Origin of the sequence: Amycolatopsis coloradensis, from assembly GCF_001953865.1 — a bacterium.
GTDB lineage: Bacteria > Actinomycetota > Actinomycetes > Mycobacteriales > Pseudonocardiaceae > Amycolatopsis > Amycolatopsis coloradensis.
The window spans coordinates 384714-407460 of sequence record NZ_MQUQ01000010.1; the positions used below are offsets into that span (position 1 = coordinate 384714).

The window sequence follows — 22747 nt, forward strand, 5'->3', positions numbered from 1 at the left end:
ATGGCGTCCAAACGGGATCAACTCCAGGCATACCAATTCCTGGTGCAGCGCGCGATTTCCGCGCTGGTGACGAGGGAGACCGATCCGGAGCAACCGCCGTTCCGCCGTCCGTCCGGTGCCGCGTTCGCCTCTGTCGCGCTGGCGATCGTGGCATTGGCGTGCGTCGGGGTGTACGGCATGATCGTGCCCGGCGGGAACAACGCCTGGCGCAAGGATTCCGCGGTCATCGTGGAGAAGGAGACCGGCACCAGGTACGTCTACCTGGACGGCAGGCTCCACCCCGTCGCGAACTACACGTCGGCGCTGCTGCTGCTCGGCGACCACCGCACCACGGAACGGGTTTCGCGTGACTCGCTCGCCGGAGTCCCGCGTGGGCCGAGGATCGGCATCTCCGACGCGCCGGACGCCTTGCCCGGCACGGAAAAGCTGCTGACCGGCTCGTGGTCGCTGTGCTCGGCACCGGCCAGTGACCTCGCGGGCAGCCGGATCGAGGAGTCGGTCCTGCTGGCCGGCGCGTCGCCGTCGGGCGGTGCGGAGCTGGGGGAACAGGCGCTGCTGGTGGAATCGACGTCGACCGGCGACCGGTTCCTGGTGTGGCGCGGGCACCGGCACAAGATCGACGATTACGGTGCCGTCGGCACCGGGCTCGCGCTCACCGCGGAGCCGTGGGCGCGGGTCGGCAGGGCATGGCTCGACGTGCTGCCGGAGGGCGCGCCGATCGGCCCGCTGCCCGTCGCGGCGGCGGGGGAGGTGTCCACCGCGGTGCCGGGCCGGACCGACATCCGCAACGGGATGCTGCTGATGGTGCAGACCTCCGGCGGCGGCAAACAGCACTACCTCGCCGAACGGGACGCCCTGCGGCCGATCACCGAACTGCAGTACGACGTCCAGCGCGCGAGCTCCCATATGCTCGCCGCGTACCCCGGTGCCGAGCCCGAAACCGTGTCGCTGCCGCCTTCGCTGGCGACCATGTCCCGGCAACTGGACCCGATCCAGGCCGATGCGGGCGCGGCGCCGCCCATCCGCCCCGCCATCGCGCGCCTGCGCGACCAGGACGCCACCGTGTGCGCCACCTTCGCCGACGCCGCCGCGGCCCCTTCGCTGACCGTCGACCCCGCGCTGCCCGCCGCGGATCCGATGTCCACCACCGCCCGCCGGACCGCCACCGGGACACCGCTCGCGGACCGCGTCCACGTGCCGCCGGGCAGCGCGATCGTCGTCGAGGCGATGCCGTCGGCGCAGGCCCCGGCCGGGACGCTGGCCGTGGTGACCGACATGGGGCGGCGCTATCCGCTGGCTTCACCGGATGTGCTGAAGATGCTCGGGTACCCGTCGGCGCGTCCGGTGCGGCTGCCCGCCGGTCTGGTGGCGCGGTTGCCGGAGGGGCCGAGCCTGGATCCTTCGGCCGCTCGGCGCCAAACCCTGGGTGGGTGACCGCTCGGTCGTGAAGGTTTCCTTCCCCAACTGTCCATAAAGGACACTCACTGAGGCTGTTCGGCCGTGTTCACGGACCGCCGACACTGGAGAAAGACGCCCGCACCGCCGCCCTTTGAGGGTTTCGTATTTGTTTACCCGCGGGTGTGGAGCTTGTGCGGGTTGCCGGTGTGGTCGGGTGGGGAAGATTCCGGTCGTTGGACGTCCGGAATCTTCCCCGCTCGGTTGCGGGTCCACGGGGTCGTGATCGGCACGAGCTTGATCAACGGACGATTGGGGGCGTTGAGTGTCCCGAATCTTCCGTTGATCAAGGTGTGAGACCAGGCGACGATGCCCGCGGAAACCAGGCATAGGTACACAAATGCGGGTCGTCCTTGAGGGACCCAGGGTCCCTCAAGGAGGCCTTCACGGACCGCCGACACTGGAGAAAAACGCCCGCGCCGCCGACCTTGAGTTCCTGGCATCGACCCTCAAGGTAGGGAAGGAGGCCTTCGCGGACTCACGGCTCGGTGGTCAAGCGCCGCTGACCGGGAACCGCAGTTCGAAGATCGCGCCGCCCTCGTCCGCGTTGTACACCGCGAGAGTGCCGCCGTGTGCCTGCGCGACCCACCGCACGATGGACAGCCCGAGCCCGGAAGACCCGCCGGTACTGGCGAACCGGTCGAAGGCGTCGCCCGCCATCGTGGTGTCGATGCCAGGGCCGTGGTCCGCGACGGTCACGGTGCCGCCTGCGACGGTCAGGTGCACGAACGCCTTCGCCGCGCCCGGCTGGCGGCCGTAACGGACGGCGTTGTCGAGAAGGTTGCCGATCGCCCGTTGCAGCAGCGCGGGATCGGCGTTGACCTTCGTGGGCGCGGCGGTGACGGTGACTTCGGCGCCGTCGGTCGCGCTGTCCTCGACCACGCCCACCACCAGCTGGTCGAGCCAGATCGGCTGGATGCTCAGTTGTTCCACCCCCGCGGCGAGCCGGGCGCGGACGAGCAGGTCGTCGATGATCCCGCCCATTCTCGCGGCGAGGCGGACGGTGCGCGGCAGGAGTTCCGCCGACTGGGCGGGGTTGGCCATCGCGGTTTCGGCGAGCGCGCGCAGGGCGGCGACCGGGGTGCGGAGGTCGTGCGCGGTCTCGGCCAGCAGGACTTCCTGCTGTTGCAGGGCCGCCGCCGCCGGCCGGATCGAGCGGCCGGACAGCAGGTGGCCCGCGAAACCCATGACCGCGATCAGCAGCACGGCACCGCCGATCACCAGCAGCGTGAACTGGGTGTGCGCGCCGGACTCGGCCTCGGTGGACTTCACCGCGACGACGGCCGCGAACGCCTTGCCGTCGGTGTCGCGCAACGGTTCGGCGCGGACCTTGACCACCTGGCCGTTGGTCGCCTTTTGATGGCCCTGGACCAGTTTTCCGGTCCGCACCGCTTCGGTGGCGAGGCCGTTCAACAACTGCGCGCTCATCGGGACGCACTCGGCCCGCGAAAGGTGCGCCTGGAACGCGGGTGCGCCGCCGGGCAGGATCGCGAACTGCGGGCAGCGGTCGTTCAGCACGTCGGTGTTGACGAAGCCGAAGTCGACGGTGCCGTCGAAGGCGACCAGCCTGCTGACCGACGACGTGACCTGGCTCAGCTCGGCGTCGATCCGCTGCTCGCCCTGGTCCCTGTCCTCGCTGATGAGCAGCCACGCGAAGACGACCAGCCCGAGCGTGTTCATCACGGTGAACAACGCGGTCAGTGTCCAGCGCAGCCTGCGCAGCCGATCGGCGGAGGAATGGGTGTTCATCGGCTGCCCAGGCGGTAGCCGAGGCCGCGGACGGCGTGGATCAGTTCGGGCTCCTTCAACTTGCGGCGCAACCGCTTCACCACCACATCGACCACATTGGACATCGGATCGGCCTGCTCGTCCCAGCAGTGCTCGATCAGATCGGCCCGCCGCACCGGCAGTCCCGCCCTGGTCAGCAGGTATTCGAGCACGGCGTACTCCTTGTTGGTCAAGGTGAGCAGCACGCCCGCCCGGCGCACCTCGCGCCGCGCGCAGTCCATGACCAGGTCTTCGTGGTGCAGCACCGAGGGCCGGTCGAACGCGGACCGGCGGCACAGGTTGCTCACCCGCTCGGTCAGTTCGGCCATCACGAACGGTTTCACGAGGTAGTCGTCGCCGCCGTGCTCGAACCCGGCCACCCGGTCGGCGAGCGCGTCGCGGGCGGTGAGGAACAGCACCGGCGCCCGCCAGCCCAGCTGCCGTCGCATGTGGACGTACTCGATGGCGTCGCCGTCCGGCAGCATCCGGTCCAGCACCACGCAGTCGTGGTGCGTTCCGCGCAGGAACCGGTCCGCCGTCGCGATGTCGCCTGCTTCGTCGACGACGAAGCCGGCCGAACGCAGCTGCGTGACCAGCGCGAGCCGCAGATTCCCGTCGTCTTCGACGACCATCACCCGTGTCATCAAAACCTCATGTTCGGACAGCGAAAGTAGACGCATGCAGTTCGCGGTGCCCCTGAACGCTAACGCTTCGGGCGCACCGGCCCGCCCTGGCGGGCGGAACTGGCATGAACAGGACGTCGTCGGCGGCACCGCGCCGGGGGAAGAGGGAGGTACCTGCGATGACCGTGCAGACCGGACAGCTCAGCCTGGTCATGGGAGCCCGTGACCGGACGGGGCTCGGCGAACTTCTGGCGGAAGCGACCGGCGAAGTGCTCGTGATGAGCACGGGGACGGACTCGACGTTCCAGCGGATCGCGCTCGCGAACGTGCGTCCCGGGGTGCGTCACAAGGTGCTCTTCCCCGATTCGGCCCGGCTGTCCGGTGCGCTCAACCGCATGTCGCGGGCCGGTGCCGAAGTACGGACCGACGCCGAGGTCCCGATGGACGCGCTGGTGATCGACCGGACGTCGGTCGTCCTTCCCGCGGAAGGCAGGCAGGCCGGTTCCGCGGTGTTCCGGCTGCCCGGCGTGGTCACCGCGACGGTCGGCCTGTTCGAGCGGATCTGGCAGGCCGCCGCGCCGCTCGTCCCGCTGGACCTCCCGGAGCCCGAGGACGCTTCGATCCTGACCTGCCGCGAGCAGGAACTGCTGACGCTGCTCTTCTCGGGCACGACCGACGAATCCGCCGCCGCGCGGCTCGGTATCTCGGTGCGCACGGTGCGCCGGATGGTCGCCGACATCATGAACCGGCTCGGTGCCCGCAGCCGGTTCCAGGCGGGCGCCAAGGCCGTCGACCGCGGCTGGCTGATGGCCAAGGCGGGCTGATGACCACGTCGACTCCCGGCCGTGCCCTGCTCGTCGCGTCGCGGCCCGGTGCCTACCCGACCATCGGTGACGCGCTGTCGGCGGCGACCGACGGCGCCGTCATCACCGTCTCGGGCGGTGAATACGCGGAAACCGTCGAAGTGACCGGCATTCGGGTGACCCTCGCCGCGGCGAGGGACGCCATCGTGGTCATCGACGGTCGCGGCGCCGACCGTCCCGTGTTCCGCGCGACCGGTGGAGCGCTTGTCCTGAAAGGGATCGAGCTGCTGGCGGACACGTCGTCCGCCGTCGTGGCCGACGACGCCGGATTGACCATGGACCGCTGCACCGTCTCGGGCGGTCGCGGGCCGGCGGTCACCATCCGCGGTTCGATGCCCTTCGAGGTGACCGGCTGCGTGATTTCGGCGGCGGAACAGGGAATCGTCATCGACGGCGCGCCGGGCAGGCTCGAAGACACGACCGTCGAGGACATGACCGGCGACGGGATCACCATCGGGTTCGGTGCCGATCCGGTCGTCCGGAACTGCACCGTGACCGGATGCGGGCTGCGTGGTTTCTACGTCTACCAATACGCCCGGCCCGTCATCGAAGGCTGCGTGATCGCGAACACCGGCTACGAGGGCATCTCCGTGGCGCACCACAGCACGCCGGTGCTGAAGCGGTGCACGGTCAGCGACGTAGGGGGTTCCGGGATCGTGTTCGGGGCGGGCTGCGGGGGTTCGGTCACCGCCTGCCGCGTCGAGAACACCGCCGAACCGGGGATCGCGATCGCCGAGAGCGCGACCGCGACCGTCACCGCGGCGGATCCGGCGGGTCCGGGTTCCTCCGGTGACCTCGGGCTCGACGAGATGCTGGCCGAACTCGACGCCATGATCGGACTGCCCGGCGTGAAGGCGGAGGTGCGCGCTCTCGTCGACGAGCTGCAGGTCAACGAATGGCGGCGCCGGGCCGGGTTGCCGATCGGCGCGGCCGCCCATCACCTGATCTTCGCGGGCGCGCCCGGTACCGGGAAGACCACGGTCGCGCGGATCTACGGCAAACTGCTGAAGGCACTGGGAATCCTGCCGCAGGGTCAGTTCCGCGAGGTCTCGCGCCGTGATCTCGTCGGGCAGTACATCGGGCACACGGCGGAGAAGACCGCCACGGTGTTCGAGCAGGCCAAGGGTGGCGTCTTGTTCATCGACGAGGCGTACACGCTTTCGCGGCTCGCCGGATCCGGCGGCGACTTCGGCCAGGAAGCGATCGACACCCTCGTCCCGATGATGGAGGAGCACCGCGACGAGGTGGCGGTGATCGTGGCCGGGTACACCGGCGAGATGGTCGATTTCCTGGCAGCCAACCCGGGTCTCGCGTCCCGCTTCGGCAAGCGGATCGAGTTCGAGAACTACAGCCCCGCCGAGCTTCTCTCGATTTTCGGCCGGATGGCCGCGGCGGGCGACTACGAACTCGACCCGGACGCGGACCCGGTGCTCACCGACTACTTCCGGCTCGTCTCCGGCGACGCCAACTTCGGCAACGCGCGGGACGCGCGACGGTTGTTCGAGGAGGCGCGCAAGGCACAGGCCCAACGATTGCGACTGCTGGGCCGGATGCCGACCGTCGAGGAACTGCGCGGGTTGCACGTGGCCGACGTGGTGGTCGCCGCGGCACGCTGACGCCGTGGCCGAACGTCGATCGCGGACCCGGGGTCACCGACACTAAGGTGCCAGTGTGCGGGTGCTGGTGACCGAGGACGACGAAAACTTGCGGGTGGCGCTGGAATTCGCCCTGCGCGGCGACGGATTCGCGGTGGACACCGCCGCTGACCTGCCCGCCGCCGACGAGGCGCTGACGGTGAACGCCTACGACTGCGCGGTGTTCGACCGGATGCTTCCGTCGGGTGACGCGCTGGGGTACGTGCGCGACCGGCGAAGCGCGGGGTGGCCGATGCCTGTGTTGTTCCTCACCGCGCGCGACAGCGTCACCGACCGCGTCGACGGTCTGCGCGTCGGTGGCGGCGACTACCTCGCCAAGCCGTTCGCGATGCCGGAACTGATCGCACGGGTGCGGAGCCTGTGCCGCCGCGACATGGCCGGACAGGCGGTGGTGCTGCGCTGCGCGGACGTCGAACTCGACACCGGCAGGCACCAGATCTCGCGGGCGGGGGTGCTGCTCACCGTGACCCGCAAGGAATACCTCGTCATGGAACGGCTGATGGCGGCGACCGGGCGGCCTGTCTCGCGGCGGGAACTGATCCGCTACGCGTGGGACGAGATGGCGGACCCGGCGTCGAACGTGCTCGACGTCGTCATCGCGCGGCTGCGGCGGAAGCTGAAAGATCCGCCGCTGATCCACACCGTGCGGGGGTCGGGGTACCGGATGGCGCCCCTCTGACGGCAGCTTCCGGCCAGCGGAGGGCACGGCAGTCGCGCCGGGCGTCTAATCGTCACGTGACCTTCGACATCATCGGGCTGTGCGGGGAGCGGCCGGATCCGGCGAACGCTGTCGAGTCGATCCTGCCCCTGAGCGGCGGCCTGACCGCGTACACCGCGGCGGAGCGGCCCTTGGCGCAGCTGTGCCATCCCGACGGACGGCTGCTGCTGAGCATCGAGGAAGCCAGGCTGGTCCAGGTCCCCGGCGAGGTACGGCGGCTGCTCGGGATCGGTGACGAAGTCGAGGTACCGAATCCGGTGTGGTGGGTGGAAAGCCGTGCTCCCGACGACGATCCGGAGGCGGAGGCCGTCGCGCGGGCGTTCACCGACGCCCTGGTCCGCGGAACCGGGGGGTTGTCGTGGTCGAGCAGGTGACCGGGCATCCCGCTGCCGACTGGGCGACTTCGGAAGCCTTGATCGTCGAGCAGTCCCGCGCCGTGGTGCCCGCTTCGTCGTGGATGATCGACGCGGCACGGTCCGCCTTGGGGAGCGCGAGGGTGCTCCAGCTGCTCACCCCCGAACAGAGCGGCCTCACCTATCCGATGGAGTTGCTGCTCCACGACGCCGCGGCCGACTGGATCGTCGAGGACGACGCCGGACGCCACCGCCATGGGCTCCTCGGGTTCCCGGTGAGCTGGAACGGAACGCGGTTCGCCCGCGTTCCGGGCCACCAGCCCGCCGTCCCGGTGGAGCCGAAGATGAACTCCGGCGACGTCGAGGTGCGGATCACCACCGTGCACCCGGCCGGGGGACCGCTCCGGCTCGGCGCCGGCGCCGAAGCAGTGCTGCGGGCGTTCACCGGCGGCCCGCCGACGGGCTGGGGAAACGCCGAGCCCGCCACGCGGCCCTGGTCGGCGGGCGAGGTCACCGAGCACTGCCGGGATCGGGCGCCCGAACGCACCCAGCTCGTCGTGGTCGGTCCCGGCGTGGCGGGACAACTGCGTGTGTCGCCTTCGGACGACGGGTTGCTCGAAGAGACCAGGCTCAGCGGCCCCGCCGTCGGGACGCTGCGACCGGACCACGTCACGGCCATGGCCGGGCAGGTCGCCGCCACGGCGCGGCTGATGCTCGCCGCCGTGCATCCCGGCCGGAAGGGCGGTTCGCGTTCCAGCGAACCGACCCGGCCCGCGCTGCCCTACGGTTTCCTCGCCGGGCGCGAGATAGTCGCCGCGCGCGGGGTGGACCACGCCGAGCTGGCCCCGGCCGAGCGGGTCACGATCCTCGGTTCCGCCGCCTGGTGCACGGTGCACGGCGGACGACGTACCCCGTACGAGCAGCTCGCCGATATCCTCCGGCACTTCGCCCTGCCGGACACGGCGTAGCGAGCCGCGGGACCGGGCATGTCGCGAAAGCCACTTTCGGGACATCAGACGTCCCGAAAGTGGCTTTCGCGACATCCGGGTCAGCACCCTGGCCCGGCCCAGTCAGAGGTCGCGCGGGTAGCGAACGGCCCATTCAGCGGCGTAGCGCTCGTCGGCCGACGGCGGCCGGTCCGAGAAATGCCAGAACGCGTCTCCGGCGACGGTCTCCACCAGATCGCGTGACTCGAGCCGCGCGAGCCAGTCCTGCGGCAGCCCGGGGACACCTGCCTTCGACCCGACGACGGCTCCGGCGATCGCACCGGCGATCGCGCCGCCGCCGACCGCGGCCGTCATCGCCCGCTCCGGCGCGAAGAACCACCGGAACACCGCGATCATGGCCCGCCCCAAGGCATCCACGGCAGAGCCACCGGCACCGGCCGCGTCCGGCCGGACATGATCGGGACGGGTCCCCTCGGCCAGCGCGGTGGCCAGGACATCGGCCACCGGTCCGGTGGCCGCGCCGGTGTCGAGCATCTGCTGGACCAGCAGATGCGGGGGTGACGGCTCGCGCTGGAACAGTCCGGTGAACAAGCCCGCCACCGACGAAGCCGCTTCAGCCGTCACCTCGTCGGCCCCGCCGCCGACGGCCAGCAGGCCGGCGACGCGCACGGCCGTGCGGCCACCGCACAACGCGGCCACGATGCCCGGCACGAGGAAGCCGGGATCGTCTCCGCCCTCCGGCGCGTCCGGCGGGATCGCGCATAGTTCCCGGACGCGGGCGAGCCAGCCGTCGTCGTCCCGGTTGTCCTGCCAGCGCCGCCTTGCCTGCACACCGACCGTCATCAACCCGCTTGGTACCGCGCCGTGGTACGGGGCGGGCAGTGCGCGCAGCAGGCCTTCGGTGCAGAACAGCAGCTGCCGGGTGAGCGGGCCGACGGCGAACCCGCCAGAGCCGAGCGACTCGCCGAGAGCGAACCCGACGAACGCGCCCGTGACGCGATGCCAGGCGACAGCGGCTTCGGTGTCCTGACGGAAGAACTTCCCCGCCGTCGCGGCGTGCGGCCGGATCCGTCCCGCCGCGTCGTACCCGGCGGCGAGTCCATGGGTGCGGAGGTCCTCCGGCCACCGTTGCCCGGAGAGGTCGTCGTACGGTGAGTCGACGCCGGTCGGGGACACGCCGTTGCGCTGTTCCCAAGCGCGGCCGAGGACGAACTGTTCGCAGTCCCTCGCCGACAGCTCGAAGCCGGCGGACCTGGCCTTGGCCGCCGCCTCCGCGAGGCCGGTGATGGGCTCCGTCAGCCCCAGTTCCGTCCTGACCCGCTCGGCCGCGACCAGCACGGATTCCGAATACTCCGGCGAGACCTCGATTTCCCGGGTGAAGGCCTGGAGCCGTGGCCACCGCGCCATCGTGTCCGCGAGTTCCTCCGCGCTGACCGTGTCGGAAGGGAACGAGCCGGGATTGATCGACAAACCGGCTCCGGGGAACTCCCCGATGAAGGACAAGACGTCCACCCGCAGCCATTTCTCCGTGCCGGGCGGCAACCGCCGCCGCGAGCTGAACACCCGCACCGCGCGCGGTTCCTCCTGCCAGGGCCCGGGAAGCGGCGTTTCGGTCCGGAAGTCGATCGGGAGGAGGACCTCCGAACACAGCAGTCCGGCGAGATAGTGCGCGCGGTCGTACAGGTCCGCCGCCAGGTAGCCGAGCAGGTGGTCCAGCGGACTGTCCATGGGCGGATGGCCCAGCCGTTCCGGGCCGGGACGGTACTCCGGGTTGACCCGGGTCTCGCCGGTCTCGGCTCCGTCCGCGGTGTACTTCCGCCAAGCCATCACGGCACTGGACCGGACGCCGAGATACGCCACGCCGCTTCGCCGGAACTCCGGTTCCAGGATCTCGCGCCACTCGTCCTCGCCCGCCACGGGCACCGGACCGCTCGGCCCCGTCCCGTCCTGGCGGGCGTCCGGACGGCGCAACTCCCCGTCCTCCCGCACGATCAGCGCCGGTTTCGGTACCAGCGAAGCGGTCCAGTCGCCGCCGTCCAGCGCGCGAACCGCGTCGTAGGGTACGAACCAGCCTTCCGGCACTCGCAGCACCTTCGCGTGATCGACCCGCACCGCGTACTCGCCGCGGGTCAGATCCGCGGACGTACCGGTCCTCAGCCATTCCTCGACCTTCGCGGCCGCTTCCTGCGCTCGCACTACACACCTCGATTTCCGGGAAACGGGAGCAGCATGATCTGCAAGGGCCGTTCTTCCAGCAACGACAGCCAACCGGTCAGCGGGTCGAGGAACACGACTCCGTCCGGATGGTTGGCGACCAGGGCCACATGCGAGCCGATCGTTCGATTGTCCTTCTCGTAAAGGAAGTTCACCGCGGCCAGCGCGCCGACGGGACGTGCCGACATGGCGGAGATGACTCCGTCGTAACTCGCGTCGTGGACCTCCGTCCACGTCCCGCCGAGGTGGTCAGACACATAGCCCAGCGTGGCCATTTCGTTCTTGAGCTCCAGCGGAACCGGCGGCGCGGTGACGTCTTCACCGAGGGTCCTGCGCACGTAATGGACCACGCAACGGGTGCAGTTCGTGTGGAAGCCGAGCCGACCGGCCCAGTCCGCGTAATAGCCGGGATTCGTTTCCGGTAGCTGGGGGAAATGCTCCAGGATGAAGGCAACGGCCTCCTTCCAGCGGCCGTCGACGGTGTCCGCGTCCATCGCGGGCAGCGAGTGGAGCGACGTGGTGCCGAACAACGCCGTGCTGTCGCCCGGTCCGGAATCCGGCGAGGGCGGATACCTGAGATAGGCGGGATGCCTCGCTTCGCTCTCGTGCGGACCGTTGTACCCGACGTCGGAAGAAAACTCCGGGAGCGCCCGGTACTCGGCGCCGCCGTCGGAAGCGGTCGTGACGATCTTCTCGCCAAGCCACCGGTCTCGCGCGGGCTCCGGCAGACGCAGGTTCCCCGGTGGCCCGCCCGCGTCGGTGTAGGGCAGCAAAGCGATCCTCGTCGGCTTCGCGGGCAGGTCCATCAGCCCGCCGTCCAGCGGATCGAGGAACACGATGCCGTGCTTGTCCCTGCTCACCAGCGCGACGTGTTTGGTGTTCGCTCCCCAGCGGTTCTCGGATTCCACCGCGATCACGGCCAGCGAGCCGACCGGCCGGTCCAGCATCGCGGAGATGACGCTGTCGTAGCCGGTGCCGTGGCTCCGGTCCCATTCCCCGCCGAGCCGGTCGGAGACGTACCGGAGACTTCCCATCGCCAGGCCGTCTTCCGGGTGGACGGGTGGCGCTGTCACGTCTTCGCCGAGCCGTCGGCGCTCGTGGTACACCACCGCCCTGGTGCAGTTCGTGGTGTAGCCCGCGGCCACGGCGTCCTCTTCGTGATAGCCGGGATTGACCTTGTCCAGCTGCGGATGGAACCGCTCGAGGTACGCCTTGACCTCGGCGGGCCGCGGGCGCGCCGTCCCGGCGTGCAAAGCGGTCAGTTCGTTGAGCGGCGTGGTCCTGAACAGTTTCGAGAAGTCGCCGTCCGGCCCCAGTACGACCGGATTCGCCGCGGTCAGTTCGTCGAGGGTGATCGGACGGGAGCCGGTGCTCGCGCGGAGCATGATCGGGCTCTTCCCGTTCGGCGGGTAGTCCACCCAGCCGCCACCGACGGGGTAGCCCTCGACGACCTCCAGCCCGAACGGCAGCACGGTGCCGTCCGGCAGTTCGGTGTGGCGCCCCAGGATGTGCAGGTCGGCCACCGGGGCCACCACCGGGGCGCCCAGCGCGATGGCGAACCGCCGCGCCCAGGCCGCCGAACCGCAGGAATGCAGCCGCACCGGACGGCCCGGCGTGTAGTACTCGCCGCGCAGGGTCGCCGCCGCGAGTTCCTCGGGGCTGGGGAGCGTGCCGTCGTCGTGCAGCGTCACCACGTACGGCTGGGCGGGATCCGGCCGGTTCGCGAGCATGGTCCGCAGATGTGCCTTGAGCGTCTCCGTCGCGGGACCGACCGCCATCCCCGCCGGGGCGTAGTGGACATCCACCCCGTTGCTCAGCGCGGGCGCCGGAGACGAAGGGGCCGTCTCGACGGGTTTCGCGTTCATCCCGGGGACCTTCAGCTTCTTCACGGCGTACATCGCCTTCTTCAGGTCCGTCTCCACCGCCTTCATCGCCTTGTCGTAGCCGGTGGACGCCCGACCCCGGGGAGCGCTCACCTGCCAGTAGTGGTGGAGGGCCCAGTGCAGTTCTCCGAGTACCTGGCCGAGTTTCGCGTCCTGGCCCGCCGGTTCGTGCCACGTCGGCGCGCTGGCCCGGCGGTGGCGGTCGATGATCCGCTCGATCTCGGTGAGCGCCGCGCCGACGTTTTCGGCGCGGGTCCCCTTCCCGAACGGGGCGCTGAACTGCTGGTAGCGGTTGATCGCGTGCTTCAGCCCGGTGAGCGCGTCCCGGACCTCGCCGGTCGCCGAGTCCGGTTGACGCCAGCCCGCCGCGGTCTCCTCCCGATGACGTGCGATCGCGGTCCGCACCTCGGTGACCGCCGCCCGCAGCTGGTTGTCGGCTGGCTCGTGCCGCTTCGGGTTCCGGAGATCCTGGTAGCGGTCGATGGCCTTGTGCACGGCGGCTTCGGCGCCGGAGGCGTGTTCACCGGGGACGGCGGACCGGCGATAGTGGCTGACGGCCTTGTCCAGGGCGTCGAGGGCCGCTCGCACGTCCGCGGTGCGTGGCCTTCGCCAACTCGGGGCGCTCCGGTCAAGATGGCGCGCGGCCGCGTTGTCTACTTTGGACAGATGTTCGCGTGCCTCCCGGACCTCCGCGGGCGGTTCGAGATACCTCGGTCCGCTCTGCTGATAGTCGTGAATGGCCTTGCTCAAGCCCGCGACCGTCGCCTGTACCGGCCCGGTCCCGTTCTGCCCGACGCTGTCGAGTTGCGTCAACGCACGGTCGACGAGTTCGAGGGCGGTCGTCAGCAGGCCGAGTCGCGTGCCCAGCGTCGACCAATCTCCCCAGCGGGCCGCCAGTTCGGCCCGTTCGGCCAGTATCGAACGGTGGATCTCTTCCAGTTCGGCTCGTGACCGGTCCTGTACCGCCTGGCTCTTCCAGCGCTCACCCTCGTTCCTTGGCGGCCCGAGTTCGTCGAAGGGCGTCGCTTCCGGTAATGCCCCGGAGTTGGCCTCGACGTTTCGTGCCAGCGTTTCCCAGACGGTCGTCAGCAGGCCGAGCACGTCCGGGCGGCCCGCCTTGGCGGCCTCGGCCGCGACCGCCAGGAACGGCTCGGTCAGCCGCTCGGTGAGGAAGTCGGCGAGCGCGGCGGCGTCGTGCTCGTAGTCGGCGAACGACCGCACCGCGTCCGCGTCGGCCTTTTTGTTCCTGGCGGCCAGTTCGACCTGCCGATGCCGCCATTTGTCCCGGCCTGCCCAGCCTCCGGCGGTCACCGCGGTCAGCGCGGCGACCGCGTAGGCGAGGTCCATGCCGAAGACCAAGGCCACGGCCGCGGAGCCGAAGCCGCCCAAGACAGCGAGGACGCGGTAGGTGTCCTTGTAGTCGGATTTCGTCGCCGAGCCCGGCCTTTCGGCAGGAATCGGAGAGGGCAGTGGCGTGGTCTCCGCCTGGTGTGCCGGAACAGCGACCGGTGCGGCCTGATCGGGTCGTGCGCCGAACAGGCCGCGCAAGCGCTGGAGCAGGCCGGGCCGCTGCGCCACGGCATCGGCCGCCGCGGTCCGAGCGGCTTCCACCGCGGCCACGTGCCGATCCCGCAGCACCTTGGCTTTGGCCTGCTCGGCTTCGAACTTGGCCCTTTTGTCGACGGCCGACCTGGCGATCTTGTTGATCATCTCGATCTTGTCGATCCTGCTGATCAGCGGGATCGCGGGGAGCCCGAGCAGAAGTTTGGCGCCACCGTAGTCGAGCAAGGCTTCTTGCAGGGTGATCTTGACCACCGCGTCGGGATCGAGCGGCTTCGGTTCGGACGGCGGCACCGCCCGCCGTCCGACCTGGACGGGTCCGTCGACGGCCTCGGTCAAGGTGGCGCTCATCGGCAGGGAAGAGTGCGCGGGAGGCGTTCCGGGGGCGTGGCCGTCCGGTTCGGGGACGGGGCGGCCACTCGCCGCGTGTTCCCGGGCGCGGTCGGCCTTGTCCAGCGCTCGCCTGGCCTCTTCCCTGAGCGGTACGGCGTTGCGCTCGCCTCCCCGCAGTTCGGTGTTCACCTTGGCGCGCGCTCGCTTCCACTGGAGAAGCGGCGTCACGACGGCGGCGACGACGCCGCCGATGGCGAGTCCCAACCTGGTCGACGTCGCCAGCTCCAGTACCGGGAGCATGCTCACCGCGACCGCGGTCGACGGCGGGACGCCGTACCGCAGGTAGAAGTTCCGCAGCGACTGGACGCCGGAGGCCTTGCTTTCTCCCGGCGGCTTGACCGCGGCCAGATCCGGGCCGTGCCACGCGGGCAGTCCCAGGCGGCTCAGCAGCGAACGCAGCCGGTCGGTCGGCAGGACGACCTGATCGAACTGCCGCTGCGCGTCCAGCTCCTTCCGCCGGTCGGAGAGGGCCGCGTCGTCCCCGGCCTCGTGGCGGCGGGTGAGGAATCCGGCGGTCACGGCGGCGAGGAAGGTGGTCAGCGCGTAGGCGATACCGGCCGGGACACTGCCCATCGCGACGAAGACCGCGCTCGGGATCGTGCCGGGGATGATCGTGCCGCTCAGCTGGGTGGCGAGGTTCTTGGCGGTGGTCGGGAGCCCGAGCGGATCGTCGAGTGGGCCGAGCCGCCGCCACACCACCGGCGCGACCGGATGGTCCTCCAACGCGGCCGCGCGATGGACGAAGCCGGGCTGATTCGGGTTGAGACCGAGCGCGTCGAGGAGACCGGCCATCTCGTCCCGCAGCCGCCGTCGTCGCCAGGGATTCGCCACGGCACGGCTGATCCGCCGGTCGAGTGCGGCCACCCTGGCCAGGTTCTCGTGGTCGGCGGAGGTCAAGGTGGCCGGGCCGCCGAGATTCCCGGTCCGGTCGAGGTAGCCCGTGGCCGGTGCGGCGGTCTGCCCCTCGGCCGTGTAGCCCTTCAGTCTCGCTTCGAATTCCGCACGTTGCTGTTCGGGCATTTTGCCGAGCAGTTTGGGAAGTTTTCTCAGCGGAGGCGGTTTCTTCCTGCCCTGCTGCTGGGCGACGGTCGCCGCCAAGGTCCCGGCCGCGTTCAGCCCTCGGGAATGGATGTCCGTGAGCGCTACCCGCTCGGCCCCGCTCAGCTCTCGCCACACGGCGACGGGAATTCCCGGCGGTGGGATGGGAGAAGGGGCCGACGAGCTTGGCCGGGCTCCGGATTCGGGTTGCCGGGCGGGGACATCCGGTCGTTGACGCGGTGGTTCGCCGAGGGTGACCGGTCCGGACGGATCCGTGCGGGAGTCCGGTGGGGACGCCGCCGCCGGCGGCATCCCCGGCCCGGGCGGAGTCGGGCGGCCGGTGGGTCCCGGTGACGGCGCGGGAGGTTCGGGCGCTTCCGGCGGCTCGGGACGGGGGTATTTGGTCGCGAACCCGCGCGGATCGGCCTCGAAGGCCTCGACGACCGGGTTCCCGATCTTCGGGCCGCTGCCCGCCACGGCTCCGCGAATCCGGGCCAGGTCGCGTTCGTGGCTCACCCCGATCGCCATCAGCTGCTGGAACAGCGCCGCCTTGGAGGCCGCGGGAAGACCACCGAACTCGATCTGGATCACGCGGTTCAGCTGGTCGAAGTCCCGCGCCATCGGCGACAAGCGCGGCAGATCCGACACGTCGCGGCGCAGCTCCGGGGGCACGACCGACTTCTCCGCCGCGGCGCGCATCGCCTCGGCCACGAGGATTTCCCCGCTCCGGCCCTGGAACTCATGGGCCACGCGGAACAGGACGTCGGCCCACGCCTGCGCGGCGCTGTCCCCGAGGACGACGGAAGCCGGATCCTGCAGTCCGTGCACCGCGAACTCGTGCATCATGGTGGTGATGAATTCGGCCATTCCGAGCTGAGGGCGGATGAACCCGGTACCGGAATCCGGCATGAACACGCCGTCGCGGTTGCTGTCGATCCTCAGCAGGTCTCCGAAGACAGCGTCGATGTCCAACCCCGGGAAGCGCTGGTTCAGCGCCGCCTTGTCCAGCGGCACCGCGAGAGCGGCGGCTCGGATGGCGTAGTCCAGCCCCGGCGCGCCGAAGATCGATTCGAACCAGTGCGCCACGATCGCCTGGGTCACGACGTCGAAGTGACCGTCCTTGACCGACGGCTGGAGAGTCCGCAGGCGATGGGGATCCAGCAGATCGAACCGGATGACCTCGCGCCACGCCGGGACGGCGGAATCGGCGTGCGCCCTGGCGTATTCGCGCAGGGATTCACTGAACACGCGCAGTTGCTCGAGCACCGGTCGCACGTCATCGGTCCGGTTCGCCTCGTCGATCGATTCGCGCAGTCCGGCGGCCTTCGTGACGAAGGCGGCCCACGCCTCCATTCGCTGCTGGAACTCCTTGGGTGACAGCATGCCTTGCGCCAAGGCCCGCTCCAGCCGATCCCGTACCGCCGACGCGCCGGACTCGACCCGGGCCGGAAGGTTCGACGGCGAGGCGGCGCCCGCGGGCATGAGGAACACGTTCGCGAGCCAGAGCTTCTTGTCGAGCGAGAATTCGGGGTCGGAGAGCAGGGTGGTCAAATCGCGATGGTGCTCCGGGGCGCTCTCCCGTATCTCGTCCAACTTGGCGCGGATCTCGGGAAGTTCGGGGGCGTAGTCGTCCATCGCCGCGACCTTCGCCCAGTCCTCGGGGGTCAGCTCCTTGTCGGTCGCGATCCCGAACGCCACATTGTCGAGGCGCGCTTCTCGCGGATGCTCCCGCGCGGCGGACTCGACCGCGGCGTTCCACTCCTCCCACGCGGCCGCGGCCTCCGCTTGCAGGGCATTTCGTTCGGTGAGACCTTCGATGTACTTCTGGAGGCCTTCGGGTTCCGGCCAAGGCGTCTGCCACTGGGGATCGAACCACTTTGCCGACGGCTGGAAGCTCGGGGGAGGCTTCTGCTGCGCGACTTGGAGCGGATCCGTCGGAATCTCCGGTTCCCGGGGCAGCTCCGGGAACTCCGCCCTTCGGGGAAGCTCCCGGATCTCGGGATCCGTGGACAGCGCGGGGATCTCGGACCCCTCGTGAGGCACCGGGACTTCGGGATCCGTCGGCAGTTCCCGGATCTCCGGTTCTTTCGGCAGCTCTGGAATCTCCGGGCGAGCCGCGGGCGGGGCTTCGGGCGGCGGCTGCGTCGCGGGATCGGGCGTCCGCGGGAGGGCGGGCAACGCCGGATCGGCCGGGCGACCGGGCCGGATCGGCGGTCCGGGGTCGCCGACCCGAGGTGGCTCCGCCCAGCCGACCCGCGGGGGTTCGAGGTCACCGACCCGAGGCCGTTCGGGATCGCCGGCCCGAGGCCGTTCGGGGTCGCCGACCCGAGGTGGCTCCGCCCAGCCGACCCGCGGTGGTTCGGCCCAGCCGGGAACGGCGCGCACCGGCTGGATCTCCAACGGTGGCAACGGAGTCACCGTATCCGGGTGCAAGGGCTCCGGCGTGCCGTCCGGGCGCAGGATGAGCGGCTTTTGCGGGATGGGCTTCGCGGTCTGCGGCTCGGACCGGGCGGTTTCGCGGGCCGGTGCCTCGACAGTGGCCTTGGCCGCCGCCGGTGCCTTGTCCGGTGCCGATGCCTTCTCGACGACCGGCTCGGGCAGGTTCGGATGCGTCTTGAGGCCGACGCTGCCTTGCGCCGCCTCAAGCTGTCCCGCACCTTCAGGTCCGGACGGGCGCGGCTGGCGAGGAGGCCAATCGGCACCTCCGCCACCCGTGCCCTCAGGGCCGTCGCCGTCGCCGTGGGCCTTGCGGTAATCGTCCGGACGGCGCTCCTTGACGAACTCGTCGAGGGTCAGTCGCCGGGGCGGGTTCCGGGTGTTCTCCGGGTTGGCCTTGTCTGGTTCCGGGGTGTCGTGGCGTCCGTGCCCTTCGGCTTTGCCGGGGTTTTTGTCGCCGCTGCCCGGGTGCCCGGTTTCGGCGGCCGAGTGCGCTTGGCGGTGGTGGATCAGTTCGGCCGGGCCGACGTGTTTCGGCGTACCACCGGCGGCCTCGCCGGGTGTTCCCTTCTCGACACGAATCGGCTCGGAATGGGCCGCGTGGCGAGACCATGCCTTGACGTTGCGGTCCGAGTGGACGGGGTCGCCTGCCTCTCTTCGCGCTTCTGCGTCGAGCTTTCGCTCCATACGAGCCACTTCGGCTTTGTCCTGCAGCCGCCTGATTTCTTCGGCCGACGGCCTGGGCGGCGTCCCTCGATCCGTTCCGCCGGTGTCGGTTCGTTTCGACGCGGTGGGCGCGGAATCTCCAGCGGACGTGTGCATCGGAGGGACGGCGGTGGGCACGTCCCGGCCCAGTGCGCTCGCCGGTGTGTCGGCGCTACGGGTGGGCGCGGCTTCGGCGCCATGTCCGCTCCCGCTGTGCTGGCCTTCGGTCCTGGTGGCGGGCGCGTGCTCGGCGGACGACGACGGCGTGACCTCACTCGTGTGCGTGGGCCGCGGCTCCGGGGGCGGCCCGGAGGACGGGTCATGGCGGGCCGCGGGTGGTTCGGCGGTGGACGGACCCGGTTCCCGCTTGAGGTTTTCGGCGCCGTCACCCTTGGCCACCGGGGTTTGGTCGCCGGCCCGCGGCTCGGGTCGCGGGCTTTCGTCGAGGAGCCTTTCGCCGGAGCCGACGGCCGGGGACGGGTTCTCCCGAGCCGGCGTGTTCGGCGGCGGCGATGTGCCGTCGTGCGACGGGTTCGGCTCAGGCCTGGTTTCGGGATGCGGCGCCTGCGGCGTAGGCGGTTTGGTGGGTTCTGGCCCATGGGGGCCTCCGCCACCGGGCCCGGGCGCCCCGGCGGCGGGAGGCTCACCAGGACGGTGGATCAGGTGCGCGACGTCGGGCGTGACGGAGGCGGGCAACGTGAAGTCGCCGTCTTTGGGGAGAGCCTTGAGCTTGGGGGAATTCTCGATCTTGTCGATGACCTTAAAAGCCCCGTGGGTCAGGGTGAACTTCCCGATGTTCTCCCCGAGCTTGAGGACTCTCGGAGCCTTGAAGGTCTTGCCGGCGAGCCGGACCGCGGCGCCCGCGCCACGAGTGGGGCCGATCAGTCCCGCGACCATTCCGGTGGTGTAGCCGAGGGCGTGCCCCCAACTGTCCTTGTCCCAGTTCTCGTAGTCGACGAACGCTTTGCCCGCACCGGCCAGCGTTTCCCCCAGCACGCCGTCGAATATCCGATCGTCGACCAAGTAGCCCGCCCCGTACGGCATGGAGTAGACCGCCAGGCTGGTGAGGAGCTTGCCCATATGACCCCACGCCACCTGGGCGTTGAACGGTGACCAGGTGAAGTTCTCGTCGAAGCCCGCCAAACCGGCGAGCGCCTTGAACTGGTCGACCGCTGAATCCCAAAGTCCGCCGAGGACATTGTTGTCGGGGTTCTCGGGCTGCGGGATCGTGGCCGGGTCCTCGATCCACCCGGCGTGCATCTCCATGATCTCGATGACTTCGGCGGCCACGTTCAGGGCGAAGTACGCCTGGTTTCTCTTCGCGTATTTCGGGATGTTGAAGCCCAACGCGGTGTACTGCCAGCTCAGGTCTTCGACGTAGTCCTTGACCGAGGTCTTGGCGCTCTTGAGAATCTGGGAGTAGAAGCGGTACTCCCCGGCCATGCCTTTCAGCGCGCCGGCGACCTGCTGGGCCCCCTCCGAACCGTTGTTCCTCTTGATGACGCCCTGCATGAAGCCGCCTGCCGCGTCCGGCCAGGTACCGCCTCCGCCAGGCTGGTGGAGCCGGTTCGCGGCGGCGTCGACGGTGTTCACCGCATCCTCGAACTCGACCGCGGCCTTGTCCCATTGGGTGGCATGGTGTTCGGCGAGGGTTTCGCTGTCCGGCGGCCATTCGACGCTTTCGGGCAGCAGTTCGCGGACTGCGTCCCAAAGGTCGCAGTTCGGTTCGTGGACGTCGCCGTCGGCCATCTGTGTCGGAGCCGTTCAGGAAAGCTGGACGAGGATGTAGTCGGCGGCCTCGGCGTCGTGCGCCAGGTAGGCCTTGATCAGCTGTGTACCGGCGGCCGAGATGTTGTGGTAGAACTGCGGAACCCCGTCCGCCGCCGCCCGGATCGAGCCGTCCGGTCCGACCGTCCGTTTGTTGAACATGACGCCGAGCAGGCCGTGGCCGAACGTCCCGGGCCCCGGCAGTGAAGCCTTGATGGGGTTCCAGGTCGTCTCGAGATGAGTTCCTTCCGCGTCCACCACGGTCATCTCCTTGGTGGTGTCGACGGGGTCCATGTCGACGACATCGCCACCGTTCAGGCTCACGCCGTCGCCCGCGCTCATCGCTCGCCTCCCTTGATCCGCCGGTCCAGTTCGTGCAGTACGGGACCGAGTCGCAGGTCGGCCGTCTCGGCCGTGACATCGGCGGGGAAGTGCTCCGCGATGATGGCGAACCCCTCTTCCTGAGCGAGTTCGGCCGCGCGCTGGATGGTCTTGGTGATGGACCGCGCGAGGTCCGCCGAGTCGGGAGTGCGGTAGATCCGCGGGTCGAGGCGCAGTTCCACCAGTTCGCCGTGACCGCCGACGGTCGCGCTGATCAGCTCGTCCTCGGATTCGGCGGTGGCCCGGATCTCGGCCATCCGCCGTTGCTGGTCACGGAGTTCCTGTTCCCTCTTCGCGTGATCGGCTCGCCTGCCGACGAATGTGCCCACCGTGCCTCCTCGATTCGGTCCGGCTCGAGTGTCCCCGGAACGGAGGAGGCGAGACGCGACGTGACAGGTTGCGGCCACCATGGCGAGATCCGGCCCGGCCCGCACGACGATTGCCGAAATGAGACGACTTCCCGCACTCGCGGCAGCCGGCGCGCTGGCCGCGGCGGTGGTGCACCTGGTCAGCGGCGAGACTCCGGCGTACGCGGCCCCTCCGGCGGGGGTGTGCCACGATCCCGAGCCAGCCCACGAGCGCGTTCAGGCGCGTCCCTGGCCGCAGCAAACGCTTGACCCGCAACGGGTCTGGCCGCGCAGCCGGGGGGCGGGAGTGCTGGTCGCGGTGATCGACTCCGGCGTCGACGCCGACCACCCGCAGCTGCGCGGGCCGGGCAAGGTCCGGGCGGGCCGTGACTTCTTCCTGCCCGGCGCGTTGCCCGGCGCGTTCGACTGCGTGTCCCACGGTACCGGGGTGGCCGGGATCATCGCGGCCGATCCGTTGCCCGGTGTCGGTTTCCACGGCGTGGCCCCGGACGCGCAGATCCTGCCGGTGCGGATCACCGACCGGGACATCAGTGATCGGGGCGAGTCCTTGCGCATCAACCCGGACGCGGTCGCCGGCGGGATCCGCTACGCGGCGGACCAGGGCGCGCGCGTGATCAACCTGTCGCTGGCGGGCTTCAGCGACTTCCCCGGCATCCGGGCGGCCGTGGCCTACGCGGTGGCCAAGGACGCGGTCGTGGTGGCCGCGGCTGGCAATTCGCAGCAGAACACGCCCGCCGGGCTACCGTCCTATCCGGCCTCTTACGACGGTGTTCTCGGGGTCGGCGCGGTGGATCGGTCCGGTGCCCGGATGGCCACTTCCCAGATCGGCCCGTACGTGGACATCGTCGCTCCCGGCGCTCAAGTGCTGGCGACGACGAGAGTGGACGGCCACACCGAAGCCGGCGGCACCAGTTTCGCCGCGCCGTTCGTCTCCGCGACCGCGGCCCTGGTGCGCTCGGCGTGGCCGCACCTGTCCGCCGCCCAGGTGATCCAGCGACTGAAGGCGACCGCCGCCCCGGCGCGGGGCGGCCGCGGCAGCGATGCCTACGGCGCGGGCCTCGTGGATCCTTACCGCGCGGTGACCGACGGCCTCGATCCCGAAAAACCCGCGGCGCTGCCCGCCTTTCTCCCGCCACCACCGGACACGGCGCGGCTCGAGAAGGCCGCGCGATCGCGGGAAACCGGGACGACGGCGAAGTGGCTGACCGGCGCCACGATCGGTGCGCTCGTACTGGCCGGGCTGGCGGCGGCGGTCCTGCCACGGGGAAACCGGCGGCGCTGGCGGCCCGGAAGGGTGGCCTCGATGCCGTCCGAGCCGCGAGTGGCGGAACCACCGGAGCAGGTCTTCCTGATCCCCAGACGGTGACAGCGTGAAGGCTTGATCGTTCTCTGTACACGGTTTCCGGGCGAGGTCCTGAGTGGCGATTCGTGCCAATCGCACCCTAATCCAGTAGATACCTAAGCACCTCTCGGTACCGGTGTCCTTGCCGCCCGAAGTACGTGAAGGACCCCTTCCTTGCGCGTAGGTACAGGAAGGGGTCCTTCACGTACTTCGTTGTGACTGGTGGGACTGCTGGGGACTCCCGGAGAGTAGAACACTCGTGGCCCTGAACACCTCCAC

General features: G+C 70.2%; 13 protein-coding genes. 7 read left to right on the plus strand and 6 right to left on the minus strand.

Annotated features, from left to right (window positions below; translation table 11 throughout):
• Nucleotides 1-1434 (plus strand): type VII secretion protein EccB, encoded by a 1434-nt coding sequence (gene eccB / locus BS329_RS20130; protein ID WP_076162751.1) that lies wholly within the window; start codon nucleotides 1-3, stop codon nucleotides 1432-1434.
• A gap of 513 nt (nucleotides 1435-1947) precedes the next feature.
• Here eccB and BS329_RS20140 read toward each other — a convergent pair.
• Complete coding sequence (locus BS329_RS20140) at nucleotides 1948-3204, minus strand: sensor histidine kinase (RefSeq protein ID WP_076162753.1); 1257 nt, start codon at nucleotides 3202-3204, stop codon at nucleotides 1948-1950.
• Nucleotides 3201-3866: a response regulator transcription factor gene (locus BS329_RS20145; RefSeq protein ID WP_208619236.1), complete on the minus strand. Its 666-nt coding sequence runs from the start codon at nucleotides 3864-3866 to the stop codon at nucleotides 3201-3203. Before BS329_RS20145 ends, BS329_RS20140 begins: the two co-directional genes overlap by 4 nt.
• A gap of 158 nt (nucleotides 3867-4024) precedes the next feature.
• Here BS329_RS20145 and BS329_RS20150 point away from each other — a divergent pair, with 158 nt between their 5' ends.
• Genes BS329_RS20150 through BS329_RS20170 form a run of 5 tightly spaced genes read left to right on the plus strand, consistent with a single transcriptional unit; the run spans nucleotide 4025 to nucleotide 8402 of the window.
• Entirely contained in the window at nucleotides 4025-4669 is a 645-nt protein-coding gene (locus tag BS329_RS20150) for a helix-turn-helix transcriptional regulator (protein ID WP_076162754.1), read from the plus strand.
• Nucleotides 4669-6324: a right-handed parallel beta-helix repeat-containing protein gene (locus BS329_RS20155; RefSeq protein WP_076162755.1), complete on the plus strand. Its 1656-nt coding sequence runs from the start codon at nucleotides 4669-4671 to the stop codon at nucleotides 6322-6324. The genes BS329_RS20150 and BS329_RS20155 overlap by 1 nt, the downstream gene beginning before the upstream one ends.
• A gap of 55 nt (nucleotides 6325-6379) precedes the next feature.
• The gene (locus BS329_RS20160) at nucleotides 6380-7042 is read left to right on the plus strand and encodes a winged helix-turn-helix domain-containing protein (protein ID WP_076162756.1); all 663 of its coding nucleotides are present in this window, start codon (nucleotides 6380-6382) and stop codon (nucleotides 7040-7042) included.
• A gap of 56 nt (nucleotides 7043-7098) precedes the next feature.
• Nucleotides 7099-7455 carry a hypothetical protein gene (locus BS329_RS20165; RefSeq protein WP_076162757.1) on the plus strand — a complete coding sequence of 119 codons (357 nt, stop codon included), beginning with the start codon at nucleotides 7099-7101 and terminating at the stop codon, nucleotides 7453-7455.
• Complete coding sequence (locus BS329_RS20170; RefSeq protein WP_076162758.1) at nucleotides 7440-8402, plus strand: DUF6177 family protein; 963 nt, start codon at nucleotides 7440-7442, stop codon at nucleotides 8400-8402. The genes BS329_RS20165 and BS329_RS20170 overlap by 16 nt, the downstream gene beginning before the upstream one ends.
• Before the next feature lie 102 nt (nucleotides 8403-8504).
• On the opposite strand, the gene BS329_RS20175 is transcribed toward BS329_RS20170, so the two are convergent.
• From BS329_RS20175 to BS329_RS20190, 4 genes are read right to left on the minus strand one after another with little or no spacing between them, the layout of a single operon-like run.
• Nucleotides 8505-10577 carry a YrhB domain-containing protein gene (locus tag BS329_RS20175; protein WP_076162759.1) on the minus strand — a complete coding sequence of 691 codons (2073 nt, stop codon included), beginning with the start codon at nucleotides 10575-10577 and terminating at the stop codon, nucleotides 8505-8507.
• Nucleotides 10577-20359, minus strand: a complete 9783-nt coding sequence (locus BS329_RS20180) for a toxin glutamine deamidase domain-containing protein (RefSeq protein WP_076162760.1) — start codon at nucleotides 20357-20359, stop codon at nucleotides 10577-10579. Before BS329_RS20180 ends, BS329_RS20175 begins: the two co-directional genes overlap by 1 nt.
• Nucleotides 20360-20374: 15 nt before the next feature.
• Nucleotides 20375-20719 carry a hypothetical protein gene (locus BS329_RS20185; RefSeq protein ID WP_076162761.1) on the minus strand — a complete coding sequence of 115 codons (345 nt, stop codon included), beginning with the start codon at nucleotides 20717-20719 and terminating at the stop codon, nucleotides 20375-20377.
• The gene (locus BS329_RS20190; RefSeq protein ID WP_076162762.1) at nucleotides 20716-21087 is read right to left on the minus strand and encodes a YbaB/EbfC family nucleoid-associated protein; all 372 of its coding nucleotides are present in this window, start codon (nucleotides 21085-21087) and stop codon (nucleotides 20716-20718) included. The genes BS329_RS20185 and BS329_RS20190 overlap by 4 nt, the downstream gene beginning before the upstream one ends.
• Before the next feature lie 118 nt (nucleotides 21088-21205).
• Here BS329_RS20190 and mycP point away from each other — a divergent pair, with 118 nt between their 5' ends.
• On the plus strand, nucleotides 21206-22492 hold the full coding sequence (gene mycP, locus BS329_RS20195) for a type VII secretion-associated serine protease mycosin (RefSeq protein ID WP_076162763.1): 1287 nt from the start codon (nucleotides 21206-21208) through the stop codon (nucleotides 22490-22492).
• The last annotated feature ends 255 nt before the right edge of the window (nucleotides 22493-22747 follow it).